We start from the raw sequence: 20,211 nt of genomic DNA on the forward strand, positions 1-20,211 counted from the left end.
TTTGGCCTAAAAAAACGGCTCGAAACTAAGGAATTATAATGCAAAACCACTTGGAAGATAGTAAAATGAAGATAGCAATCAAGAACGGACAAAGCAGAGCAGACAAGCGGTAATTCAGGCAGAGCCGCTTGTCCGTTACGTGTTATCAATTAAGCCGCTGGCTCAAATACTACGCGGTATAAAGGAGCTTTTTTATGGCCAATCAATCCAGGGGGCACCCGACGATGAACTTGAATAACGCTAACCTCCTGCCGCAGCTTGATCATGGCGAGAATTATACGGATTGGCTGCGGCAGATCGATATTACTGCCTACGATTTTCCATACATCGAACCTGTTATTTTAAATGCTTATGCGGAATGGTGCCAGTTGGTCTCGGACATCCCGGAGCTTCGCGATGCTCGTTTTTTTGTTGCGAACCCTGCCGGGAAACTGCTGCTCGCCGATCCGGACATCCCGGAGGAAACGCAGCAAGCCGCGGGTTGTTCGCAGCCGCTGGAGGATGCAGTATCCGCGAGCCTCCATGAGCTCGGTACGGTCACTGTGGCTTCGCCGGAGGGCGTTTATGCGGCGATTCCCGTCTTTACCCGCCTGCATGGGGAATTATTGGCCGTAGTTGCCTGTTGCTTGCCGGCTTATGACGGCCCGGCAGCCGTGTTGTTTATGAAGACGGCGGCGCAGCTTTTTCGGACATGCTTCTATAAATGCTTCGAAGCCATGTTCGTGTCCGATTTGCTGTCCGTCCAGCACCGGGCCAAACGCGAGGAGCAGCGGCGGTCGAAGCTGTTTCAGATCGTGCAAAAGCTGCACGACAAGATCGACGTCGATTCCGTGCTGACGGAGGTGTTTGAACGGGTTTCGGGCATGTACCCCGCAGCCAAGCTGGAACTGCTGATGTCCCAAGACCATCTCAGCCGTGACCCGCGGGTCAAGTCGCTTCAACTGCACGGCCAGGGAGAAGATATTTGCGTCAGGGCTTTCATGGAGGGACGCATGCAGCTCAACCAGTTGCCTGATCCTGAGGGGGGCGGAGCCTCCCAAGTGGAAATCGCCGTCCCGCTTAGCGGGAAGCAAGGCGTGTACGGCGTGTTTCATTTGCTGATTCAGCAGAATTTAATCGACGACGTCGATTTGCAGCTCATCGGCATGCTGGCCGATACGGCCGGCACGGCGTTCGAGAACGCCAAGCTGTACGAGCAGTCCAATTTGCTGATCAACGAGCTAAGGTTGATCAACGAACTGACCAAACGGCTCAATCAGAGCTTGCGGCCCAAGGAAGTATTCCAGTTTGCTACCGACGAACTGCTAAGGATTTTCAACGCCGAGCACTGCTGCATTTCGCAGCTCAACCGGGAACAGGGGATCTTCGAAATCATGTCCAGCAATGTCCCCGGGTTGTCGAAGGAGCAATTTCCGAACAATTACGGCTTCAGCGGACTCGTATATGCCACGCATGAACCGATCATCCTGTCCGACTACCACGCTTACGGGAAGGTATCCTCCCGGTTTATGGATGAGACGGAGTCCCGTTCGCTGATCACGGCTCCTTTAATCGTCCGGGGCGAGGTGATCGGGGCCATTATGCTGGCGCACAAGCAACCTCGTTTTTTTTCTTACGACAATTACAAGCTGCTTCAGGTTCTTTCCTCACATATCGGTCTGGCCATCGCTAACGCTTCGTTGCACGCCGAGGTACGCCGAATGGCAAACCGCGACATGTTGACCGGACTTTACGCACGTCACTACGTAGATGATGCCATCCAGGAATTCCAAAAAAAAGACGCCGGCGGTTCGTTGATCATCGTCGATATCGACCAGTTTAAGCAGGTCAACGACACGTTTGGCCACCAAACCGGAGACAAAATCCTGAAACAGGTCTGTTCCATCGTCAAAAGCTCGATTCGCAAAACCGATATCGCCGCTCGCTGGGGAGGCGAAGAGCTGGCTGTCTATTTGCCCGGCGCGGACGCGAGCAACAGCTATCAAATCGCCGAGACCATCCGGCTGCGTGTGGCGATGGATACCGATCCGGCGGTGACCGTTTCGTGCGGTATCGCCGACTGGGTTCAGGGAGAAGATAAGATCAGCGTGGAATCCTTGTTCTACCAGGCGGATATGGCGTTATACAAAGCCAAGAACAACGGGCGGAACCAAACGCAAATCGGAATGAGGGACGGAACGCCGTGACTTGGTTTCGGGGCCATGCCTTAACAAAAAGAGCGTTTCTCGGCCGGATTGCGTCCGGCAGGGAGCGCTCTTTTTGCATAGATTCGGAACCATGGTGGCAGGCTACTGCTAATGCAGCTTGGATGATCATGGCAGATCGATCTCAACCGGGGACTTCGAAGACGAGGGGCGTTTGCACGATGGGAATGCTACGGATACGGACCAGATATTATCGTAACATCGCAAGGTCGCTACTGCTATTAATCATATTAACTTCCTGTGGTATCAACGAGGCGAAAACCCCCGAGCAGTGGTTCGACTTCACCTGGTCGGGGCTGGCCGGCTGCGACGCCTTGACGTTCCGCGGACTTGCGGCTTTGCAGCGCGGGAGCGAACAAGTTCTGGAGGAGAGCATCAGCTATACCGGACAACTGAAGGAACACCGGGAGCTGAAAATCAAAGCCGAGCCGGACGGCGGCAATCCCGCCGGTCGCTTTCATCGAATGCAGACGCCAGGAACGGGCAAATCCGCCGGTTTCGAGGCTATGCTGCGCTGGGAGGACGGCGATTGGCTGCTGCAATCGCAGGAAAGCGATGCCTTGCTGCAGGGGATGAAGCGACTGAATCCGCTGGATCAGCTGGAGGAAATCCGCAGAATCCCCCCGGCCGCGAAGAAAATCTCCGCGGAAAGCGGCGCCGCGCGCGGAACGAAAGTGCTCCGCATCGAGCTGGATCCCGCCGAAGCCGGAATCCGGCTGAAGGATAAGCTGCTTTCGGAAATGGAGCTGCTGCGCCAGGATTGGGACAAGAAGCTGGCAAATGTTCCCCCGGAGAAGAGAGTGAAGCTGCAAAAGGAGTTGTCGTCGATTTGGACGGCGGGGAACGAGCAGCTTCAGCAGCGGCTCGAATCCATGGAAGCCGGCGTGGTGTATCACTTGACCATTGACCGCAAATCGGGACTGCCGGCAAGGCTGACCTCCGAAACGACGATGGAGTACTGGTCCCCGCAAGGTACGAGACAACGGGAGGTGCTGAGGACGGACAACCGGTTCGTAGACTATAAATAGAGTCCTGCGGGCTGACTTTCCGGCCTCTTTCGTGCTACAATAGTAGAATAATTAACCAATGGTTAAACACGCGGGTTCCTTGGAGCGGACGGTCCGCGAAGGGGAGAGCTCGTTACATTTTTGAGGAGAGTGAGCCAGATGCGAGATCCTAGAGTACAAAAGCTGGCGGAGAACCTGGTCGGTTATTCCGTAAACGTCCAGCCCGGCGAAAACGTCCTGGTCGAAATGATCGGCGACGAACGCGATTTGTTGAAAGCGGTGGTGGAAGAGGTAGGCAAGAAGGGCGGCAACGCCTTCGTTGAAATTACTGACCGCACCGTGCAGCGCTCACAGCTTAAATATGCCACGGCTGAAGGCATGAAAACCTGGGCCGAATACGATTTGAAACGGATGCAACTGATGGATTGCTACATCGGGATTCGCGCGGGTTCCAACGTCAACGACATGTCCGACGTGCCCGAGGATAAGATGAAGCTGTACAATTCGCTTTATTCCCATCCGGTACATAGCGAACAGCGGGTAAAACGCACGAAATGGGTCGTGCTGCGTTACCCGAATGCCAGCATGGCGCAATTGGCCAATACGAGCACCGAGGCGTTCGAGGATTTTTATTTTGACGTCTGCAACCTGGATTACGCCAAAATGGACCGGGCGCAGGACGCGCTTGCCGAACTGATGAATAAGACGGACAAAGTCCGGATTACGGCGCCGGGCACCGATCTGACCTTCTCCATCAAGAACATCGCCGCGATCAAATGCTCCGGCCAGAAGAACATTCCGGACGGCGAGGTGTACACCGCACCGGTTCGCGATTCGGTGAACGGCACGATCAGCTACAACGCGGCGACCTTGTACAACGGCATTACGTTCGAAAACATCAAATTCCGGTTCGAAAACGGGAAAATCGTCGAGGCGACGAGCAACGACACGAAACGGATGAACGATATCCTCGATTCCGACGAGGGGGCAAGACATATCGGGGAGTTCGCGATCGGCTTCAACCCGTATATTTTGCATCCGATGAAGGATATTCTGTTCGACGAGAAGATCGCCGGCAGCCTGCACTTTACGCCGGGCCAAGCCTACGAAGAAGCGGATAACGGGAACCGTTCGTCGATTCACTGGGATCTCGTGCTGATCCAGCGTCCGGATTACGGCGGCGGGGAGATTTATTTCGATGACGTGCTGATCCGCAAAGACGGCATTTTCGTTCTTCCGGAGCTCGCGGGGCTGAATCCGGAAAACCTGAAATAACAAGAAATGTCCTTGCTAGGAAAGCGGATTCAATGTATGATTGAAGTATGTTATTTCCAATGTTAATCACGGAGGGATCCCTATGGCCACGAACAATGAAGCGGTAGTAGAAATCGCCCAAACCGCGGGTAAATTTACTTCTTCCATTGTGCTCCAAGCTGACAACAAGTATATCGACGTAAAAAGCATCCTGGGTCTATTCACCACGCTCGTGAACACGAAGAGCTACGAACTTCACGTTCACGGACCGGATGCGGACGAAGCAAAGAAAGCCGTAAGCGAAGTTTTTGCCAAGCACGGCCTGGATGTTAAAGTCGTCGCCGAATAAACGTTAACGGAGAACGCTCCTGCCCTTATGGCGGGGGCGTTTTTAATGCCGTTCGGATCGTCGGGGGAAGCGGATTCCGCAGGCGGGTTAATTTGCGGAGGTTCTTGTATTGGTCTGCGATTTCGTCTAATATTAAGAATAGAGTAGTTGTGTATCGATATTGGACATAGGGGGGAAAGAAGCATGACTTCATCTGAGTTGCAGGAGGAACTGAACCTGAAAGCACTTAATCTTCTGAAAGAAGATGCAGATAAAATAGAAAAGCTGATCGAAGTACAGATGGAGAACTTGGCCACACGTTACTGTCCTCTCTATGAGGAAGTGCTGGATACCCAGATGTACGGTTTCTCCAGGCAGGTAGACTACGCAGTTCGCGTCGGACTTATTCAAGAAACGGTAGGCAAACAAATCCTCAGCAGACTTGAACGGAATTTGGCCTCGCTCTATGAAGCCATGAACAATAAACAGTAATCGAACTGTTGCGCCTTAATAATACAAGCGTATGCATCCGGAGGCTCCGGATCATACGCTTGTTTTGTGTTGTTAGACGAGATAGAAGGAAACGCCGAGGATGGCGTAGACCGCAAGCAGCAGCAAACCCTCGTACCAGTTGGTCTGGCCGTCCTGCGTAATCGATTTGGCGATGAATACGGAGACGCCGATCGCGGCTAGCTCGATCACGGTAAAGACGATATCCATCGGTCTGCCGAACAGATGGCTGACGAAAATCAGTACCGGGGCTACGAACAAGGCGATTTGCAAACTGCTGCCGACGGCGATTTCCACGGCGGCGCCGATTTTGTTCTTCATGGCCAGAAGGACGGCGGCGCTATGTTCGGCGGCATTGCCCACGATGGCAACGACAAAGGCGCCGACGAATATTTCGCTGAGCCCGAACTTGGCGGTAAACGTATCAAGCGTATGTACAAGCCATTCGCTGACGAACGCCACCATTACGGTAGCGAGCACCAGGTAGAGGATCGATTTGCCTTTGGACCAGGCCGGTGCATGTTCGTGCGGCAGTTCTTCTTCCTCGGCATCGGTGATGTCGGCCAAATGGTTCTTGTGGGTGATCATGGAGAAGACCAGCCACAGCAGGTAAGCCGCGATAAGAATCCCCGCGACGACCAAGCTTAAGGAGGTCCGGTCACCGTCTTGAAGCACGTGGGTTTGCAGGAAAATCGCCGGGACGAACAAGGCGATGATGGCTACGATCATCAGCGAGCCGTTCATGCCGGCCAGCGCAACGTTGTATTTCTGTACTTTGAATTTGAGGCCCCCGACGAACAAGCTTAGCCCGAGCACGAGCAGCAGGTTGCCGATAATGGATCCGGTGATGCTCGCCTTCACCATGTCGAATAGGCCCTCCCTGACGAGCAGGATGCCGATGATCAGCTCGGCCGCATTGCCGAACGTGGCGTTCAGGAAGCCGCCCAGCCGTTGGCCCGCGTAATGGGCCACGCTTTCCGTCGCCTTGCCGAGAAAGCCGGCTACGAAAATGACGGCGATGGCGGAGATGATGAATTGCAGCGTCGCCGACCAATGCGCGAAATGCCCGATGGCACTTAGTGCAAAGAAAATCAGCAGCAATGCGGGGGAAATAACCTTTTTCATGGAACACCTCGGGTCAGTAATTTTTTGGCAAAAGCCGAATGTAACAATTTTACTCAAAAATAAACGAAAGGTCTATATTTGCTTTAAATCGACTTACGATTTACAATGAAATTAATGAGGTTGAAGGAGGAATGACCATGACCGAACAACTGCAGTTGGATAGTGGGCTGATTCGGATTTCAGACGATGTCGTTGCGAAAATCGCCGGAATGGCAGCTCTGGAGACACCGGGAATTGCAGCGATGTCCGGCGGGCTGTCCGAAGGCTGGGCAAAACGGTTAAGCGGCAAAAATGTGCAAAAGGGCGTCACGGTAGAAGTCGGTCAATTGGAGGCGGCGATTGATCTGCGCATCATCGTATTGTACGAAACGCCGATCCACGAAGTTTGCCGGATGCTTCAGCAGAACGTTCGCGAAGCGGTAGAGAGCATGACGGGGCTTAAAATTGTAGAAGTAAACGTGAAAGTCGAGGGTGTCGCGTTTAAGGACGACGAGGTCTGATCGATCCTTGGCCTTCTGCAGTGATATAGAAGTTTCGCTTTCGGCCTCGGGTAGACCGGACAGCTGGCATAAGAAAAAGACTACGGAATTCGTTCCGTAGTCTTTTTTTGGCTTCCTAGAGCTGCCGTCTTCCCTGGCTTCTCATTTCAAACGGCGTCGATTCCCGGACCACCACCGACTTGGTGCGTTCCTGCTTGGCCGGCAGCGCCGATTCCCGGGAGATGCTCAGCACGATCCCCATGGAGGCCATCATGACAAGCAAGGAGGAACCGCCCGCGCTAATAAACGGCAGGGTGACCCCGGTAACCGGAATCGTGTTCGTGACGCCGCCGATATTGACGAAAGCCTGAATCGCGATCAGGCCCATGATGCCGACCCCGGTCAACGTGCCAAACATGCTGGAGCAGCGCAGCGATACCAGCAGTCCCCGCCAGATAAAGTAAACGTAAAATAGCAGGAAGATGAGCGTGCCGATAAAACCGAATTCTTCGCCGATCACGGAAAAAATAAAGTCGTTGTAGGCATTCGGCAAATAATGCAGCTTTTGGATGCCTTGTCCAAACCCGGTGCCCGTGATCCCCCCGTGACCGATCGCGGTCAGCGATTGGATGAGGTTATAGCCGATACCTTGCGTATCCTCCCAGGGATTGAGATAAGCCTGAATGCGGCCCATCCGGTAGTTGCTGTCGGCCGCGGCCACGTCGGGCGGGTTAATCTTCTCCAACAGGGTACCGACGCCGATTACGATGCTTGCGCCGACCACGAGCAAGGCGATCGAACCCAGGATATGCTTCAGGTTGGCCCCTCCGGCGAAAATGATCAGACCGGCGGTGGCCACGAGAATCAGGCAGGAACCGAGGTCCGGCTGGAGCATGATCAATCCGGCGACGAAGCCGACGATTACCATGACCGGGATGTACCCGGTCCGCAAATCCCGAAACCGTTCGCCTTTCTTCGAGATCAAGGCCGACAGGTACAAAATCGTCGTGATTTTGGCCAGCTCCGTCGGCTGAATGCCGAGCGTGCCGATGGTGAACCAACTGGCCGCGCCGTTGATGTTCCCGCCCACGTAAGGTACGAGCAGCAGCAAGACGATAGCCAGGATAAAGACGGGAACGAACAGCTTTTTATATTTTTCGAAAGGGATATTCATCGTAATGAACATACCGATCAGGCCGATGAAGCCGAAGATGATCTGCTTCTTCGTAAAGAACATCGGGTCATTTCCGAAACTGCTGTTGACCAAAGTGATGCTGGAACTGGAACTGAACACCATGACGATCCCGAAACCGACCATCAGCAAAGTCAGGATGAGCAATTGGAAATCGGGGGCTCCGCGTCTTGGCTTCTCTGTTTCTTCTCTCATGGCGTTCCCGCTTAGGCCTCGAGAAGTTCCTTCAATTCCGTCAATTTGTGATTGGCGGTTTTCATGACCAGCGCCGGAATTTCCGATTCATACTCCAGCCCGTGTGGAAAAGTGGCCCGCCCCATGTAGACCGCTTCGATCGCCAGTACGGTATCCGGACGCTCCAGTTTGCCTTCCACCGCGCGCGTGTTGATGCGCAGGAAATACTCGCTGTTATTGTATTCGATTTTATAATCGTATGTAGCGCGGTAATACTCCCATTGCCAGCGTACGAAACCCAGCTTTTCCGCAGATTCGTCCAAATAAGCCAAATCGCTTTTCAATCCGTCCAACCCGGTGTTTTCCACGATCATCGTAAGAATGCCCCCTTATAAATGTGTGTTCAAAAAGTCAGGTTTTCAGCACCGAGAAGGTTGCATGAAGCCGGGGACTGAGTAGCGCAGCGTAGGTAGAGCCTACGTGAGCAACGGAAAGGCCCGGCTGAATTCAAGATTCGATGTCGAATCCGCTTCTTGACCTGCTTCGTGATCAAAAGATGACTTTTTGAACTTCCTCTCAAAATGTGAATTTTCATCAAACCTATCGGTCTCTTCCCCATGATATTATGTTTCCAGCGCTTGTGCAAGCAGGGGGAAGGCTTGAAAAAGGCGGCTTTTTGCGCCAACTCCCGGTTATTCTCGATTCCTTTTTTCTGCTACAATAAAGAGAAAAGGATTTCGGCCGGGCTATGCATTTCGTCGAAAGACGCTCCCGGAGGCGAGAAAAGGAGTGGAGACGATGGAACAGGAGAAGCTTCGCGAATTGTTTCCGTCCATGGTGGAACGCCGGCGGCATTTTCACCGTTATCCGGAGCTGAGCTTTATGGAGAAGGAAACGTCGGCGTTCATTGCGGGGAAATTGCGGGAACTGGGGGTCGAAGCCACGGTCAATGTGGGCGGGTTCGGCTTGGTGGGCTCTATCCGCGGGGACCTGCCGGGGAAAACGGTGGCGCTTAGGGCCGATATGGACGCCCTGCCGATTCAGGACGAGAAGAGCTGCGAATATGCCTCGCAAAACCCCGGAGTCATGCATGCCTGCGGGCATGACGGGCATACCGCAACGCTGCTGGCGGTGGCCGAATATTTTAGCGCGAGGAAATCGCAGCTGCAAGGGGAAATTCGCCTGATCTTTCAGCCGGCCGAGGAGGTTTGCCCCGGCGGGGCGCAATCGATGATCGAAGAAGGGGCGCTGGATGGCGTCGATGTGATCTACGGCGTGCATCTGTGGACGCCGGTTCCGATCGGGACCGTGGCCAGCGCTCCGGGACCGCTGATGGCCTCGACCGATGAATTTTTCATCGAGATTCAGGGGCGCGGAGGGCATGGGGGAATGCCGCACAAAACCGTCGACAGCGTCGTAGCGGCGTCGGCGTTGGTGCTGCAGCTGCAGAGCGTGGTGAGCCGCTCGGTCGATCCGCTGGACCCGGCCGTCGTGACGATCGGCGCGATTCAGGGCGGGACGGCGCAGAACATCATCGCCGACCGCTGCAAACTGTCCGGGACAGTCCGTTGCTTTTGCGAGGAGACGCGGTCGTTGATCCGCAGCCGCATTCACGCGCTTGCCGAAGGCACGGCTGCGGCGTATGGCGCGGAGGCGAACATCAACTATATGATGGGCTACCCAAGCCTGGTGAACGATGAAGCGGAGTACGGCCGCTTTCTGCGGGAAGCGCCGAGCGTATTCGGGCTTCGGGCCGTGCTGTCGCCCAAAATCATGCCGGCGGAGGACTTCGCCTATTATTTGCGGAAGGTGCCGGGCTGCTTCATGTTCGTAGGCGCGGGCAACCCCGACAAGGGAGCCGTTTATCCGCACCATCATCCGAAATTCGATATCGACGAGGATGCGATGCTGCATGCGGCCGGGCTTCTGATCGCGATGGCGGAGTCGTACCAGCAGGAACACGCATAATAATCTGCCTTCCTTGGAATTCTATGTCCGAAGGAGGGATTCTCAGTTGAAAAAAGTCAGCGAGATCATGACCAAAGATGTGGTAACCGTTACGCCGCAGGATAATGTATTTGAAGTAGCCGTCAAAATGAAAGAGAACGATACGGGATTCATCCCGGTGGTGGAGAGCGGCGACAAGCTGATCGGCGTCATTACCGACCGGGATTTGGTGATTCGCGGCATCGCCGAGAAGCGCCCCGGCTCCACGGCGGTCGATGAAATCATGACCAAGGGGATCAAAACGGCCTCCCGAGATACCTCGGTGGATGAAGCGGCGGACCTGATGGCCCAGCAGCAAATCCGCCGGCTGCCGGTATGCGAAGGCGATCGGCTCATCGGCATCGTGTCGATCGGCGACATGGCCGTGCGGAACATCTTTGCGGACAATGCGGGCGAAGCGTTATCCGAAATTTCGGAGCAGGTGCATTAATCGGAGCCGAAAAACAGGCGAAGGAGAAGTTCGCGGCAGCTGCGGCGGACTTCTCTTTTTGCTAAAGGTGCGTAAACGGAAGGAGGGCGAAATCCATGAACGAAACGGGTGCATGCATCGTACAACGCGATTTGACGCTGCTGCTGGAAAAGGAGCATCCCGGTTTTGAAACGGCGCGGGAGCGGGTGTCCTCCATTGCCGAGCTGGTGAAAAGCCCGGCTTTCTATCATACATATCGGATCACGCCGCTCACGTTATGGAATGCGGCGGCCGGCGGGATGGACGCGGAGACGATTCTGGATCGGCTTCGCTCCGTAGCGCGTTACGGGCTCCCCAGCGGCGTCGCGGAAGACATCCGCAAATGGGTGGGACGGTACGGTCAGCTTCAGTTGCACCCGCTTCCGGACGAACCGGACAAGCTGGAGTTGGAGAGCGCAAGCCTTGATCCGTTGCTGTTGAAGCGGCTGGCCGAACAGGTTTCGCTGCCGGGCGGGAAACTGGAGGCGGCGGGCGAGCGGCGGCTTCGGCTGCCGGCTCGTTGCCGTGGCATCCTGAAGCAGGAACTGGCCCGTCTCGGTTATCCCGTGCTTGACGAAGCCGGGTATCACAGCGGGCGGGCGCTCGCTTTCGGGCTGCGGGACGCGTTGGCCGACGGCGACGGGCGGGCATTTGGGCTGAGACCGTATCAACAGGAAGCGGTCGAGTCCTTTGCGGGCCGCAGGGGAGACGGCGGCAGCGGCGTGGTGGTGCTGCCCTGCGGAGCGGGCAAGACGGTCGTCGGGCTGGCCGCAATGCAGCGATTCCAATGCGAGACGCTCATATTGACCTCCAATGTGACCTCGGTACGGCAGTGGTTGTCCGAAATCGCCGCCAAGACGACGCTGCCGGAGGAAGCGATCGGGGAGTATTCGGGGGAGAAGAAGCAGGTCAAGCCCGTTACGGTTTCCACCTACCAGATCCTGACCCATCGGTCGCGAAAGGAAGAAGGATTTAAGCATATGTCCCTGTTCAACGAAAGAGACTGGGGATTGATCATTTACGATGAGGTGCATCTGCTCCCGGCGCCGATCTTTCGGGCGACGGCCGATATCCAGGCGACGCGCCGGTTGGGACTGACCGCTACATTGGTCCGGGAGGACGGCTGCGAACGGGACGTCTTCTCGCTGATCGGGCCCAAACGCTACGATGTGCCCTGGAGAAATCTCGAGGAGAGCGGCTTTATCGCCCAGGTCGATTGCCAGGAAATCCGCGTAACGATGCCGCTTCCCCATCAGGATAAATACGTCCGGGCCGAGGGGAAAGACAAGTTCCGGATCGCCGCCGAGAACCCGTACAAGAACGAAATCGTGCGGCGGCTGCTCCAGCGCCATCCGGACCGGCAGGTGCTGATCATCGGGCAGTACCTGGATCAGTTGCAAAGCGTTGCCGACGACATCGGCGTCCCGCTCATCACCGGGAGTATGCCGCAGGCGGAGCGGGGCAAGCTGTTCCAGGCTTTCCGGGAGAGGAAACTGCCGGTGCTGGCCGTCTCCAAGGTGGCGAACTTCGCCGTGGATTTGCCGGACGCCTCGGTGGCCATCCAGATATCCGGCAGCTTTGGCTCGCGCCAAGAGGAGGCCCAGCGCCTCGGCCGGATTTTGCGGCCGAAAACGGGCGGCAGCCGGGCGTATTTCTATACGCTGGTGTCCGAAAATACCCGGGAACAGGACTTTGCCCTGCGGCGGCAGCTGTTTCTGCTTGAGCAAGGGTACGAATACGCGGTCCAGCGGGATCGGGAGGTGTGGGAGGCATGAGCAAGGGAACGGGCATGCAAGCTTGGGAAACCGCCGGCTGGCCGGAGAAGCCTGCCGGACTCCAGCTGGAGCCGATCGAGCTGTCGGCGCTGAAACAGCTGTTCCGCCGCTTCGCGGGGCAGCCGTTTAAGCTGGAGCAGGCGAACGCCGCCGCTGCCGGGTCCGTCAGCGGCGCCGACATCCGCGCAGCGATCCCGGCGTTGCTAGGCAGCGGCCATGCGGCCGCGGTTCGCAAGGCCTGGGGCGAGAAGCTGTATTATTTGCCGCTGAACCAGCTCCTGCGGCAGCAGACGTGGGAATACGCGGAGCTGCATGCGCAGGATTCGGAGCGAATCACGCTGCGCCGAGAGGCGAAGCCCGGTTTGGCGCTCGATCTGTTCCGAGCGGCGTGCTGGATCGCCGGAAACGGATTGCGTCTCACCGCCAAAGGCACGATTCACCAGAAGGAACGCAGCAAACTGGAAACCCGGATTCGGCTCAGCGAACGGGACGTTGCCGGGCTCGACCTGAATTATCCCCATCCGGACGTCTATTCGCCGGCATTGGCGATCGTGTTGGATTTGCTGCTGGCACGGGGACTGATCGCCAAAGACCGCTCGCTATGGCGGCTGAATCCCGCAGCGTTGGCCTCGTGGCTGGCGCTGGATATTCAGGCGATGAATCTGGCGCTGCTGCGGGAGCTGCTGCAGCGGTACGTGCCGGCCGACGCTCCGCTTCAGCACGTAGCGTTGCGTCTCGCTGCCGCGGACATCCGGGCCGGCTTCTGGTATTCGCTGGAGGAGCTGATCGGCGCGCTTCAGGAGCAGGGGCTGCTGGAGAGCGGCATGCCGGAGGATCGCGGGCGCTGGATCGCCGCCTGGCTGGAAGCGCTTTGCGGCTGCGGTTGGTTGGAGCTCGGGGATCATCCGGAGGACGGGATGATGTTTCGCTGGCTGATCGACCGGGAAGGGCTGGCGGCTTTGTCCGGAGAAGGAACGGAAGGCGGCGATCCGGGCGCCTTGGACGCGGATCCCGGGTCTTCGTTTGGCCGGCCGATAGCATCGCACCCGGCCGGCCGGGTGATCGTCCAGCCCGACTTCGAACTGCTCGTTCCGCCGGACGTGCCGTTTACGGTGCGCTTCGAGTTAGAGGCCTGCGCCGAACATGTCGCATCGGACGTCATGAGCGTATACCGGCTCAGCCGGGCCAGCGTGGATCAGGCCTCCCGGTACGGCCGTACGCCGCAGGATATCCTCGCTTGGCTTACGGAGCATGCCGCCGGCGTACCTGAGCCCGTTCGCAGCGCGCTGGAGCAATGGGGGCGCGAAATCGGCCGCACGTCGTTAACCGAAGCGCTGCTGCTGAGCTGCGCCGACCCGGAGGCGGCTGACCGCATCGCCTCCATCGCCGCCTTGCGCGATAAGCTGGAGCGGATCGGGCCGCGTCACTTTCTCGTGGACGCGGAGCGCGCAACGGAGGTTTATAAAGCGCTGGACAACGAAAGATTAGCGCCCCCTAACCGGCGCACGGCCGCTGACGCAGAGGTGGAGTATCCCAAGCCCGCGGAGTTGGCCCAATCCGCCGGGGACGGCTCCGGGCTTCGTATGGAACAGGCTGCCGGGAATCAAGGCTGGATATACAAGGGAGCGGATCTGCATTTTTACGAGCCGGATCGCGAAGCGCCCAGCCGGGAAGAGCTCTTTCCGGATTGCTCCGGTGTGCCGGCCATGTGGTGGAAAGAGATGCGTTCTTATCACAGTTCTACCGCCCGCCAGCTTGTGGACAAAGCGCTCGAATGGCGAACGAAGCTGGCGTTGCAAATCGGCGGGGATACGGTCGTCTGCGTGCCCCTTGATGTAGAAGGTGAAACCGTTTGGCGTTTGAGGATGCGCGTTCTCCCGTCGGCTTCCGCGGTTGCCGAACCGCAAGGGGAAATGTGGCTCGCTCCCGGCGATTGGCAGGGGATACGCCTGATTCTGCCGGCCGGATGGCGTTAAGCAGGGAGTTTAGGAAGGATGAACCTCTTCTGCTTGCTAAAGGATTGTGATATGATAATGACGTCTACCTTCCGGTGGAACATTTAAGCAGAAGCGAGTTGAATAAATTCATGAGCGTCGTCGAGAAGAACACGGTCGATATGGCCGAAGTGCTGATAAACGCCTATGAATTGGGCGATATGATAAATCAATCCGCCGCGGTTTCCGAGTACTTGTACTGGAAACAACGCGTGGAGGAGAATGGCGACATTCAAACTTTGGTGAAGAAGCTGGAAGCTCAGAAAGAGCTGTTCCGCGAAACCGAACGTTTCGGGCATTTCCATCCGAATTACCACGAGGCCAAGGACAAGGTAGCCGAGGTTGAGCGGGAGCTGGAGCAGTTCGAGGCGGTTCGCAAATTCAAGGAAGCCGAAGTCGAGCTGGACGATATCCTGCACCAGATGTCGGAAATGATCGCTTATGCCGTCTCCGATTCGATCAAAGTGCCGAGCAACGATCCGAATCCGGCAGGCGGGTGCGGCAGCGGCGGCAAATGCAGCTGCGGCTAACAGGATGACTTTTTGAATAACTTCTAATCGTTGATGAGAGCGGGAGGGGGAAGCTATGTTCCCGGAGCGTACAGGCTATATCATTTGGGTAAGCGATTTAAAAGCGGCAAGGAACTTGGACAAATACGGAAGCGTGCACTATTTATCCCGCCGGATGCATTATGTAGTGATGTATGTGAATGCCGACCGGGCGGAGGATATTATGCGGAACATTCGCAAGCTTTCCTATGTGCGCAAAATCGAAAGGTCCTACCGCGGGGAGATCAAGACGGAATACAGTAAGGACGTTCCGGACAAAACCCGTTATTACGGATTGTAAGCGGATCAATAGCCATCTTGGAGAACGGAAGCGCTCCGGCCGCGAAAGCGGCTGCGGAACGCTTCTTTTTTTGCGGAAAACGGTCGAAACCGTTTTAAAGGCGTACCTCGGACATAGGACCGGAGTTGCTGTTTATATTATATTCTCCTGAATTGGCAGCGCTTGCCTTGTAGAAAATTGGGGGATGTTGTAATATAATAGGCAAAAGTGCTTAGTTAAAAAGACCTATTTAATGTGAGGTGCGGCATGAGAGATAGGGCGACGGAACGTTGGGGAACCTATGAAGCTTTCCACATTGCGCTAGGGGACAAAAGAGTTGCCGACATCGTAGTAACGAACCATGCCAAGCTCAGATATCACGACAGAATCGACCGGGACAACATAGGGTATGAGCAGATCGCCGGTTGGGCATGGGAATGTTTGAAGCAGGGCCGGATAACGCCTTATTACCGGAAAGAAGAAGACGTTTATCTGATCGATGACGATCTTGTGATGGTCGCCGAGTTTGCGGAAATCCCCGGGGAATACGATCTTGCGGGCCGGCCGATGCATCGCATGATCATCGTAACTTTCCTTGGACGCATGTCGGAGACGATTGAACTGCGCGACTTGAAATCCTATTATTCTTGGCTTCGCCATTCCCGGCGGATGACGCTGATGAAGAACAGTCGGAAACGCAGATAACCGCGTGCGGCAAACCAAGAAGGGTTGAGGCAGTTCAGGACAAGCATGCCAGCGAGGCATGCTTTTTTTGTTTGCCCGGGCATGATATTGTAAGGAAAAGAAAGGGGAGTGGCCGGACTATGGCGTTAAACTACCATCAGCTCCATATTTTTTACACGGTTGCGCAGCGGGGCAGCTTTTCGGCCGCGGCTCAGGCGCTCCATATGACGCAGCCGGCGGTCACGATGCAAGTCCAGTCGCTGGAGGACTATTTCGGCAGCAAGCTGCTCGTGCGGTCCACCAAAAAAATCGAATTGACCGAAGCGGGCCAAACCCTGCTTCCGTTTGCCCGGCAAAGTGTCGAACTGATCCGGGAGACCGAGCAGGCGATGTCCCGGTATACTTCCATGCTTGATGGCCGGCTGCAGCTCGGCTCGAGCCTGACGATCGGGGAATATGTGCTCCCGCGCTTGCTGGGGCCTTTCGGGCAACGTTACCCGCATATTTCGATCGTCATGAAGGTCATTAACACGACGCAAATTATTGAAGAGATCGTGGGCCACCAGCTCAATTTCGGGCTGGTTGAAGCGCCGGTCCAGCATCCGGATATGGTATCCGAACCGGTGATGGAGGATGAGCTGAAGCTGATCGTGCCGGCGGGCCACCCGCTGTCGGGCAAGCCATCCGCGACGCTGGAGGAAGTGATCGCGTATCCGTTCGTCCTGCGTGAGAAAGGTTCGGGAACCCGCCAGGTGATGGAGGAGGAATTCCGGCGGCGGGGCGTCGATTCCGGCCGGCTTCAAACCGTCATGGAGCTCGGCAGTACGGGGGCGGTCAAATCCGCGGTCGAAGCGGGGATCGGGATCACGATCATTTCGCCGTCTTCCGTCAAGCACGAGCAGGCCTTAGGCTTGCTGGAGGTGCTGGACATCGAAGGGATTTCGTTCAAACGGATGTTTTATTCGATCCACTTGAAATCGACGCTTCTTCCGGTGACGGCGGTCACGTTCCTGACGTTTTTGCGGGAATTTCAAGAGACGCTTTAAGAGCTACTGATATCAAAGGAAGTGAATGATTTGGAACAAGAACGGCAACCAGCGCTTGAGCGGTACGATCTGCATACGCATACGCAAGCTTCGGACGGGATGAACAAGCCGGCGGACAATGTCAGGTTGGCCAAGGACAAGGGCTTGGCCGGCCTGGCCATTACCGACCATGACACGGTCGCCGGCGTCGCCGAAGCGCAGGAGGCCGGGGCCGAGCTTGGCCTTGCGGTCGTTCAGGGCATCGAAATCAGCACCCGTGCGGGCGGGAAGGACATCCACGTGCTGGGTTATTTCCTGAATACGGAGGACGAACGGCTGCTGGAGCGTCTGGCCCGGCTGCGGTCGGTGCGCGATGAGCGGAACGGGCTGATTATCGCCAAGCTGCAGCAGTTGAATATTCCGATCACGCTGGAAGAGGTGAAGGCGGGATTGGCACGGCCGCTGCGTCCGGACGAAAGTCTGGGCCGGCCCCATATCGCCGATCTTCTGGTCCGTAAAGGTTATGCCTCGGATATGCGCGACGCCTTTGACCGCTATTTGGCCGAAGGGAAGCCGGGCTACGCCTCCCTGCCGCGCATCGCGCCGGGGGAAGCGATGGTTTGGATTCGCGAGGCCGGAGGAGCGCCGGTGCTGGCTCATCCCGGGTTATACGGGGATGACGACTTGGTGCGAGAGATCGTTGCGCGCGGCAAACCGGCCGGCATTGAGGTGTATCATTCGGATCACGGTCCGGAGGAGGAGCGCCGTTATATGGCGATGGCCGAACAATATGGCCTGATTGCTACAGGAGGCTCCGATTACCACGGGGTGCGGCAGGGCGTCGTTTTCCACGGAGACCTCGGCAGCCGCACCGCTCCGCCGGGCGCAGTGGACCGGCTCAGGCAAGCTGCGCTCGCCGGGCGGTAAGGGGGCGGTTTAGGATAAAAAAGCGGTGACTCCGACAAGCCTGTGGCAGTCGGTTGGTCACCGCTTTTTTTTGAAAGATCAAATGCAATAGCTTTTGCATTTCGAAGCAGGCTGCAGCCAGACAGCGAAGGCCCGCGGCAAAAAGCCCCGAGCCTCTCGTGTTCGCAAGCTCAACCGTTTTTCACGGCATTCGGCAGCGCCTTGATGAGCTGTTCATCCGGCGTGACGAACAGCGTTCGCTGATGGTCGTAGATCACGAAGCCGGGCTTGGCGCCGCTTGGCTTGCGGACATGGCGGATAAGCGTGCAGTCGACCGGCACGCTGCTGGACTGCTTCGCTTGGCTGAAATAGGCGGCCAACTGGGCGGCTTCGTTTAAAGTGGCTTCGCCGAACGATTCGCTGCGGATCAGTACATGCGAGCCCGGGATGTCTTTGGTATGCAGCCAGGTATCGTTCGGCTTGCCGAGCCGATTGGTGACATATTCGTTTTGCAGGTTGTTTTTGCCGACGTAAATCTCGATGCCCTCCGACGAAGTATAGACGTGCAGCGTGGGGCGGTCGTTTTTTTTCTTCTTCTTGCCCTTTTTTCCCCGATCCCGCAAATATCCCTGCTGGGTCAGCTCCTCGCGGATTTCGTCGATGTCGCTTAAGGTCGCATCGTTCAACTGCTGGAGCAATCCTTCGAGATAAACGATTTCCCCCTTGGCCAATTCCTTCTGTTCGTCGATGACGGCGAGGCTGTTTTTGAATTTATTGTATCGCTTGAAATAACGCTGGGCGTTCTCCGAAGGGGTGAGCAGCGGATCTAGCGGGATCGTTTCGCTTCTTTGCTCCTTGTCGTAGTAATTGACCAGCTCCGCGGAGAGGTCCCCTTTCCGGATCGCATGCAGGGAAGGCAGCAGCAGCTCGCCCCAGATCCGGTAGCGTTCGGCGTCCTCCGCCTCGTTTAAATCCTTCTCGAGGTTAGCCAGCTTCTTGATGTTCTTGCTGCGTTCGTTTTGCAGAAATCGCAGCAGGTCGCTCGTTTTTTGCTTGACGGTATCCCGTAGCGCTTTATCCCCGTAGTAATCCTCCATGCATTCGCTGATCGACGGGTACGTGCGGACATCCCCCCGGATCGACGTCAGCCGGACGGCGGAGAAGACGCTTTTGCCTTTGGCGTTCTCGCCGGTGACGGGGGTGTAGGCGTGCGTGCGGATTTCCCCCATCAGTCCGGAAAAAGCCTGCCATAGCCGCTCCGCTTCGTCCGGGTTCAAGCCGACTTGGACCGCCTGGGTCCCCAATCCCGCCCGGGCATAAATTTCGCCGGCGATCAACGGGCTCAGGCCGTTAAAGGCCTCGACCAGCCAACCGGTTCCCTTCGCTTCCGCCTCGGCTTCGCGCCAGGTTTCCATAAACGCCCCCCGGTCCGTTTCCAGCGGATTGCGCTTATGCTGCTCCGGCGGCTCCGTGTACGCGAAACCGGGCATGACGATCCGGAAGCTGGAGATGGCCGGCGTGACGTGGTGAATGCCGTCGAGCTGAATCCCGGTGGCCGGATCCATTAAAATCAGGTTGCTGTGGCGCCCCATCATTTCGACAATGATCCGTTTGCTGGAAAGATCGCCAAGTTCGTCGCGAGAGCGAATATCGATATGGATGATCCGCTCCATGCCGACCTGGACGACGGATTCGATCGTCCCGCCTTCGCAGTGCTTGCGCAGAAGCATGCAGAACATCGGCGCCTCCAGCGGATTGGGGAAGGACTCCTCCGTGAAATGAATGCGCGGGTACGTGGGATTCGCCGAGAGCAGCAGCCGCTTGTTGCCGGCTTGCGCCCGCAGGTGAAAGACGATGTCGCTGGCCGCGGGCTGATGTATTTTGCTGATGCGACCGCCGATGCAGGCTTGCAGTTCATGTACGATCGCTCTTGTTACGATGCCGTCGAGTGCCATGTTCAGAAATCTCCTGTTCTGTCTTTAATCGATAATATGAGGCTAATCATAACGGTTGGAGCCGGTGCCGTCAAAAGGCGGCGCTTCCTCTATGATGCCATACTTCGGGCAAAAACTTAAGGGTGCCCATGTGATAATTTGGGACTGGCCGGAATACATTTACCCTAGGTGGAAAAGCCTTCACGCCGAAACTGCATGAGAAAAACTTCTGTCGGCATACGTTCAAAAGAGACAGGCCGCGGAGAGCGGCGGTTTTTCTTGCGATATCAGACAGCAGATGTTTCGGGAGCTTCACTTTCTGATATCTAAACCAACG

General features: G+C 56.5%; 19 protein-coding genes. 15 read left to right on the top strand and 4 right to left on the bottom strand.

Features of this window, described 5'->3' with window-relative positions:
• Nucleotides 1-224: 224 nt before the first annotated feature.
• The 5 genes from ACQ4N8_RS04370 to ACQ4N8_RS04390 all read left to right on the top strand — a co-directional run bounded on the left by ACQ4N8_RS04370 (nt 225) and on the right by ACQ4N8_RS04390 (nt 5,285).
• On the top strand, nt 225-2,186 hold the full coding sequence (locus ACQ4N8_RS04370; RefSeq protein WP_430703122.1) for a diguanylate cyclase: 1,962 nt from the start codon (nt 225-227) through the stop codon (nt 2,184-2,186).
• A 179-nt stretch (nt 2,187-2,365) separates the two neighbouring features.
• Nucleotides 2,366-3,232: a hypothetical protein gene (locus tag ACQ4N8_RS04375; RefSeq protein WP_430703123.1), complete on the top strand. Its 867-nt coding sequence runs from the start codon at nt 2,366-2,368 to the stop codon at nt 3,230-3,232.
• A 138-nt stretch (nt 3,233-3,370) separates the two neighbouring features.
• Nucleotides 3,371-4,486 (top strand): aminopeptidase, encoded by a 1,116-nt coding sequence (locus ACQ4N8_RS04380; RefSeq protein WP_430703124.1) that lies wholly within the window; start codon nt 3,371-3,373, stop codon nt 4,484-4,486.
• A gap of 82 nt (nt 4,487-4,568) precedes the next feature.
• On the top strand, nt 4,569-4,814 hold the full coding sequence (locus ACQ4N8_RS04385; protein WP_430703125.1) for an HPr family phosphocarrier protein: 246 nt from the start codon (nt 4,569-4,571) through the stop codon (nt 4,812-4,814).
• 183 nt (nt 4,815-4,997) lie between these two features.
• Complete coding sequence (locus ACQ4N8_RS04390; RefSeq protein ID WP_430703126.1) at nt 4,998-5,285, top strand: DUF1507 family protein; 288 nt, start codon at nt 4,998-5,000, stop codon at nt 5,283-5,285.
• Nucleotides 5,286-5,357: 72 nt separating this feature from the next.
• Here ACQ4N8_RS04390 and cax read toward each other — a convergent pair whose 3' ends face one another.
• A complete protein-coding gene (gene cax / locus ACQ4N8_RS04395) occupies nt 5,358-6,428 on the bottom strand; it encodes a calcium/proton exchanger (protein WP_430703127.1) in 1,071 nt (356 codons plus the stop codon).
• Nucleotides 6,429-6,565: 137 nt separating this feature from the next.
• On the opposite strand from cax, the gene ACQ4N8_RS04400 reads away from it, so the two are divergent.
• A complete protein-coding gene (locus ACQ4N8_RS04400) occupies nt 6,566-6,928 on the top strand; it encodes an Asp23/Gls24 family envelope stress response protein (protein WP_430703128.1) in 363 nt (120 codons plus the stop codon).
• 115 nt (nt 6,929-7,043) lie between these two features.
• Here ACQ4N8_RS04400 and ftsW read toward each other — a convergent pair whose 3' ends face one another.
• A complete protein-coding gene (ftsW, locus tag ACQ4N8_RS04405; protein WP_430703129.1) occupies nt 7,044-8,294 on the bottom strand; it encodes a putative lipid II flippase FtsW in 1,251 nt (416 codons plus the stop codon).
• Nucleotides 8,295-8,305: 11 nt separating this feature from the next.
• Nucleotides 8,306-8,647: a YugN family protein gene (locus ACQ4N8_RS04410; protein WP_430703130.1), complete on the bottom strand. Its 342-nt coding sequence runs from the start codon at nt 8,645-8,647 to the stop codon at nt 8,306-8,308.
• A gap of 424 nt (nt 8,648-9,071) precedes the next feature.
• Between ACQ4N8_RS04410 and ACQ4N8_RS04415 the strand changes: the two genes are divergently transcribed.
• From ACQ4N8_RS04415 to ACQ4N8_RS04455, 9 genes are all read left to right on the top strand, one after another.
• Nucleotides 9,072-10,241, top strand: a complete 1,170-nt coding sequence (locus tag ACQ4N8_RS04415) for a M20 family metallopeptidase (RefSeq protein WP_430703131.1) — start codon at nt 9,072-9,074, stop codon at nt 10,239-10,241.
• A gap of 46 nt (nt 10,242-10,287) precedes the next feature.
• A complete protein-coding gene (locus tag ACQ4N8_RS04420; protein WP_430703132.1) occupies nt 10,288-10,710 on the top strand; it encodes a CBS domain-containing protein in 423 nt (140 codons plus the stop codon).
• Between the two features lie 95 nt (nt 10,711-10,805).
• The gene (locus tag ACQ4N8_RS04425; RefSeq protein WP_430703133.1) at nt 10,806-12,503 is read left to right on the top strand and encodes a DNA repair helicase XPB; all 1,698 of its coding nucleotides are present in this window, start codon (nt 10,806-10,808) and stop codon (nt 12,501-12,503) included.
• Nucleotides 12,500-14,479 carry a helicase-associated domain-containing protein gene (locus tag ACQ4N8_RS04430; protein ID WP_430703134.1) on the top strand — a complete coding sequence of 660 codons (1,980 nt, stop codon included), beginning with the start codon at nt 12,500-12,502 and terminating at the stop codon, nt 14,477-14,479. Before ACQ4N8_RS04425 ends, ACQ4N8_RS04430 begins: the two co-directional genes overlap by 4 nt.
• A gap of 110 nt (nt 14,480-14,589) precedes the next feature.
• On the top strand, nt 14,590-15,027 hold the full coding sequence (locus ACQ4N8_RS04435; RefSeq protein ID WP_430703180.1) for a YlbF family regulator: 438 nt from the start codon (nt 14,590-14,592) through the stop codon (nt 15,025-15,027).
• 55 nt (nt 15,028-15,082) lie between these two features.
• A complete protein-coding gene (locus ACQ4N8_RS04440; RefSeq protein WP_430703135.1) occupies nt 15,083-15,346 on the top strand; it encodes a YlbG family protein in 264 nt (87 codons plus the stop codon).
• Nucleotides 15,347-15,592: 246 nt separating this feature from the next.
• Nucleotides 15,593-16,030: a hypothetical protein gene (locus tag ACQ4N8_RS04445; protein ID WP_430703136.1), complete on the top strand. Its 438-nt coding sequence runs from the start codon at nt 15,593-15,595 to the stop codon at nt 16,028-16,030.
• A gap of 119 nt (nt 16,031-16,149) precedes the next feature.
• The gene (locus tag ACQ4N8_RS04450) at nt 16,150-17,055 is read left to right on the top strand and encodes a selenium metabolism-associated LysR family transcriptional regulator (protein WP_430703137.1); all 906 of its coding nucleotides are present in this window, start codon (nt 16,150-16,152) and stop codon (nt 17,053-17,055) included.
• A 30-nt stretch (nt 17,056-17,085) separates the two neighbouring features.
• The gene (locus ACQ4N8_RS04455; protein ID WP_430703138.1) at nt 17,086-17,961 is read left to right on the top strand and encodes a PHP domain-containing protein; all 876 of its coding nucleotides are present in this window, start codon (nt 17,086-17,088) and stop codon (nt 17,959-17,961) included.
• Between the two features lie 170 nt (nt 17,962-18,131).
• Here the strand turns inward: ACQ4N8_RS04455 and ACQ4N8_RS04460 are convergent, their stop codons facing one another.
• The gene (locus ACQ4N8_RS04460) at nt 18,132-19,895 is read right to left on the bottom strand and encodes an Rqc2 family fibronectin-binding protein (protein WP_430703139.1); all 1,764 of its coding nucleotides are present in this window, start codon (nt 19,893-19,895) and stop codon (nt 18,132-18,134) included.
• Nucleotides 19,896-20,211 lie beyond the last annotated feature (316 nt).

Source organism: Paenibacillus macerans (assembly GCF_050565405.1).
Taxonomy (GTDB): domain Bacteria; phylum Bacillota; class Bacilli; order Paenibacillales; family Paenibacillaceae; genus Fontibacillus; species Fontibacillus macerans_B.

What these genes read in the sequence shown, in the direction of transcription:
- ACQ4N8_RS04370 (WP_430703122.1), top strand. Translation starts at nt 225, where the DNA reads ATGAACTTGAATAACGCTAACCTCCTGCCGCAGCTTGATCATGGCGAG.
- ACQ4N8_RS04375 (WP_430703123.1), top strand. Translation starts at nt 2,366, where the DNA reads ATGGGAATGCTACGGATACGGACCAGATATTATCGTAACATCGCAAGG.
- ACQ4N8_RS04380 (WP_430703124.1), top strand. Translation starts at nt 3,371, where the DNA reads ATGCGAGATCCTAGAGTACAAAAGCTGGCGGAGAACCTGGTCGGTTAT.
- ACQ4N8_RS04385 (WP_430703125.1), top strand. Translation starts at nt 4,569, where the DNA reads ATGGCCACGAACAATGAAGCGGTAGTAGAAATCGCCCAAACCGCGGGT.
- ACQ4N8_RS04390 (WP_430703126.1), top strand. Translation starts at nt 4,998, where the DNA reads ATGACTTCATCTGAGTTGCAGGAGGAACTGAACCTGAAAGCACTTAAT.
- cax (WP_430703127.1), bottom strand. Translation starts at nt 6,428, where the DNA reads ATGAAAAAGGTTATTTCCCCCGCATTGCTGCTGATTTTCTTTGCACTA.
- ACQ4N8_RS04400 (WP_430703128.1), top strand. Translation starts at nt 6,566, where the DNA reads ATGACCGAACAACTGCAGTTGGATAGTGGGCTGATTCGGATTTCAGAC.
- ftsW (WP_430703129.1), bottom strand. Translation starts at nt 8,294, where the DNA reads ATGAGAGAAGAAACAGAGAAGCCAAGACGCGGAGCCCCCGATTTCCAA.
- ACQ4N8_RS04410 (WP_430703130.1), bottom strand. Translation starts at nt 8,647, where the DNA reads ATGATCGTGGAAAACACCGGGTTGGACGGATTGAAAAGCGATTTGGCT.
- ACQ4N8_RS04415 (WP_430703131.1), top strand. Translation starts at nt 9,072, where the DNA reads ATGGAACAGGAGAAGCTTCGCGAATTGTTTCCGTCCATGGTGGAACGC.
- ACQ4N8_RS04425 (WP_430703133.1), top strand. Translation starts at nt 10,806, where the DNA reads ATGAACGAAACGGGTGCATGCATCGTACAACGCGATTTGACGCTGCTG.
- ACQ4N8_RS04430 (WP_430703134.1), top strand. Translation starts at nt 12,500, where the DNA reads ATGAGCAAGGGAACGGGCATGCAAGCTTGGGAAACCGCCGGCTGGCCG.
- ACQ4N8_RS04435 (WP_430703180.1), top strand. Translation starts at nt 14,590, where the DNA reads ATGAGCGTCGTCGAGAAGAACACGGTCGATATGGCCGAAGTGCTGATA.
- ACQ4N8_RS04440 (WP_430703135.1), top strand. Translation starts at nt 15,083, where the DNA reads ATGTTCCCGGAGCGTACAGGCTATATCATTTGGGTAAGCGATTTAAAA.
- ACQ4N8_RS04445 (WP_430703136.1), top strand. Translation starts at nt 15,593, where the DNA reads ATGAGAGATAGGGCGACGGAACGTTGGGGAACCTATGAAGCTTTCCAC.
- ACQ4N8_RS04450 (WP_430703137.1), top strand. Translation starts at nt 16,150, where the DNA reads ATGGCGTTAAACTACCATCAGCTCCATATTTTTTACACGGTTGCGCAG.
- ACQ4N8_RS04460 (WP_430703139.1), bottom strand. Translation starts at nt 19,895, where the DNA reads ATGGCACTCGACGGCATCGTAACAAGAGCGATCGTACATGAACTGCAA.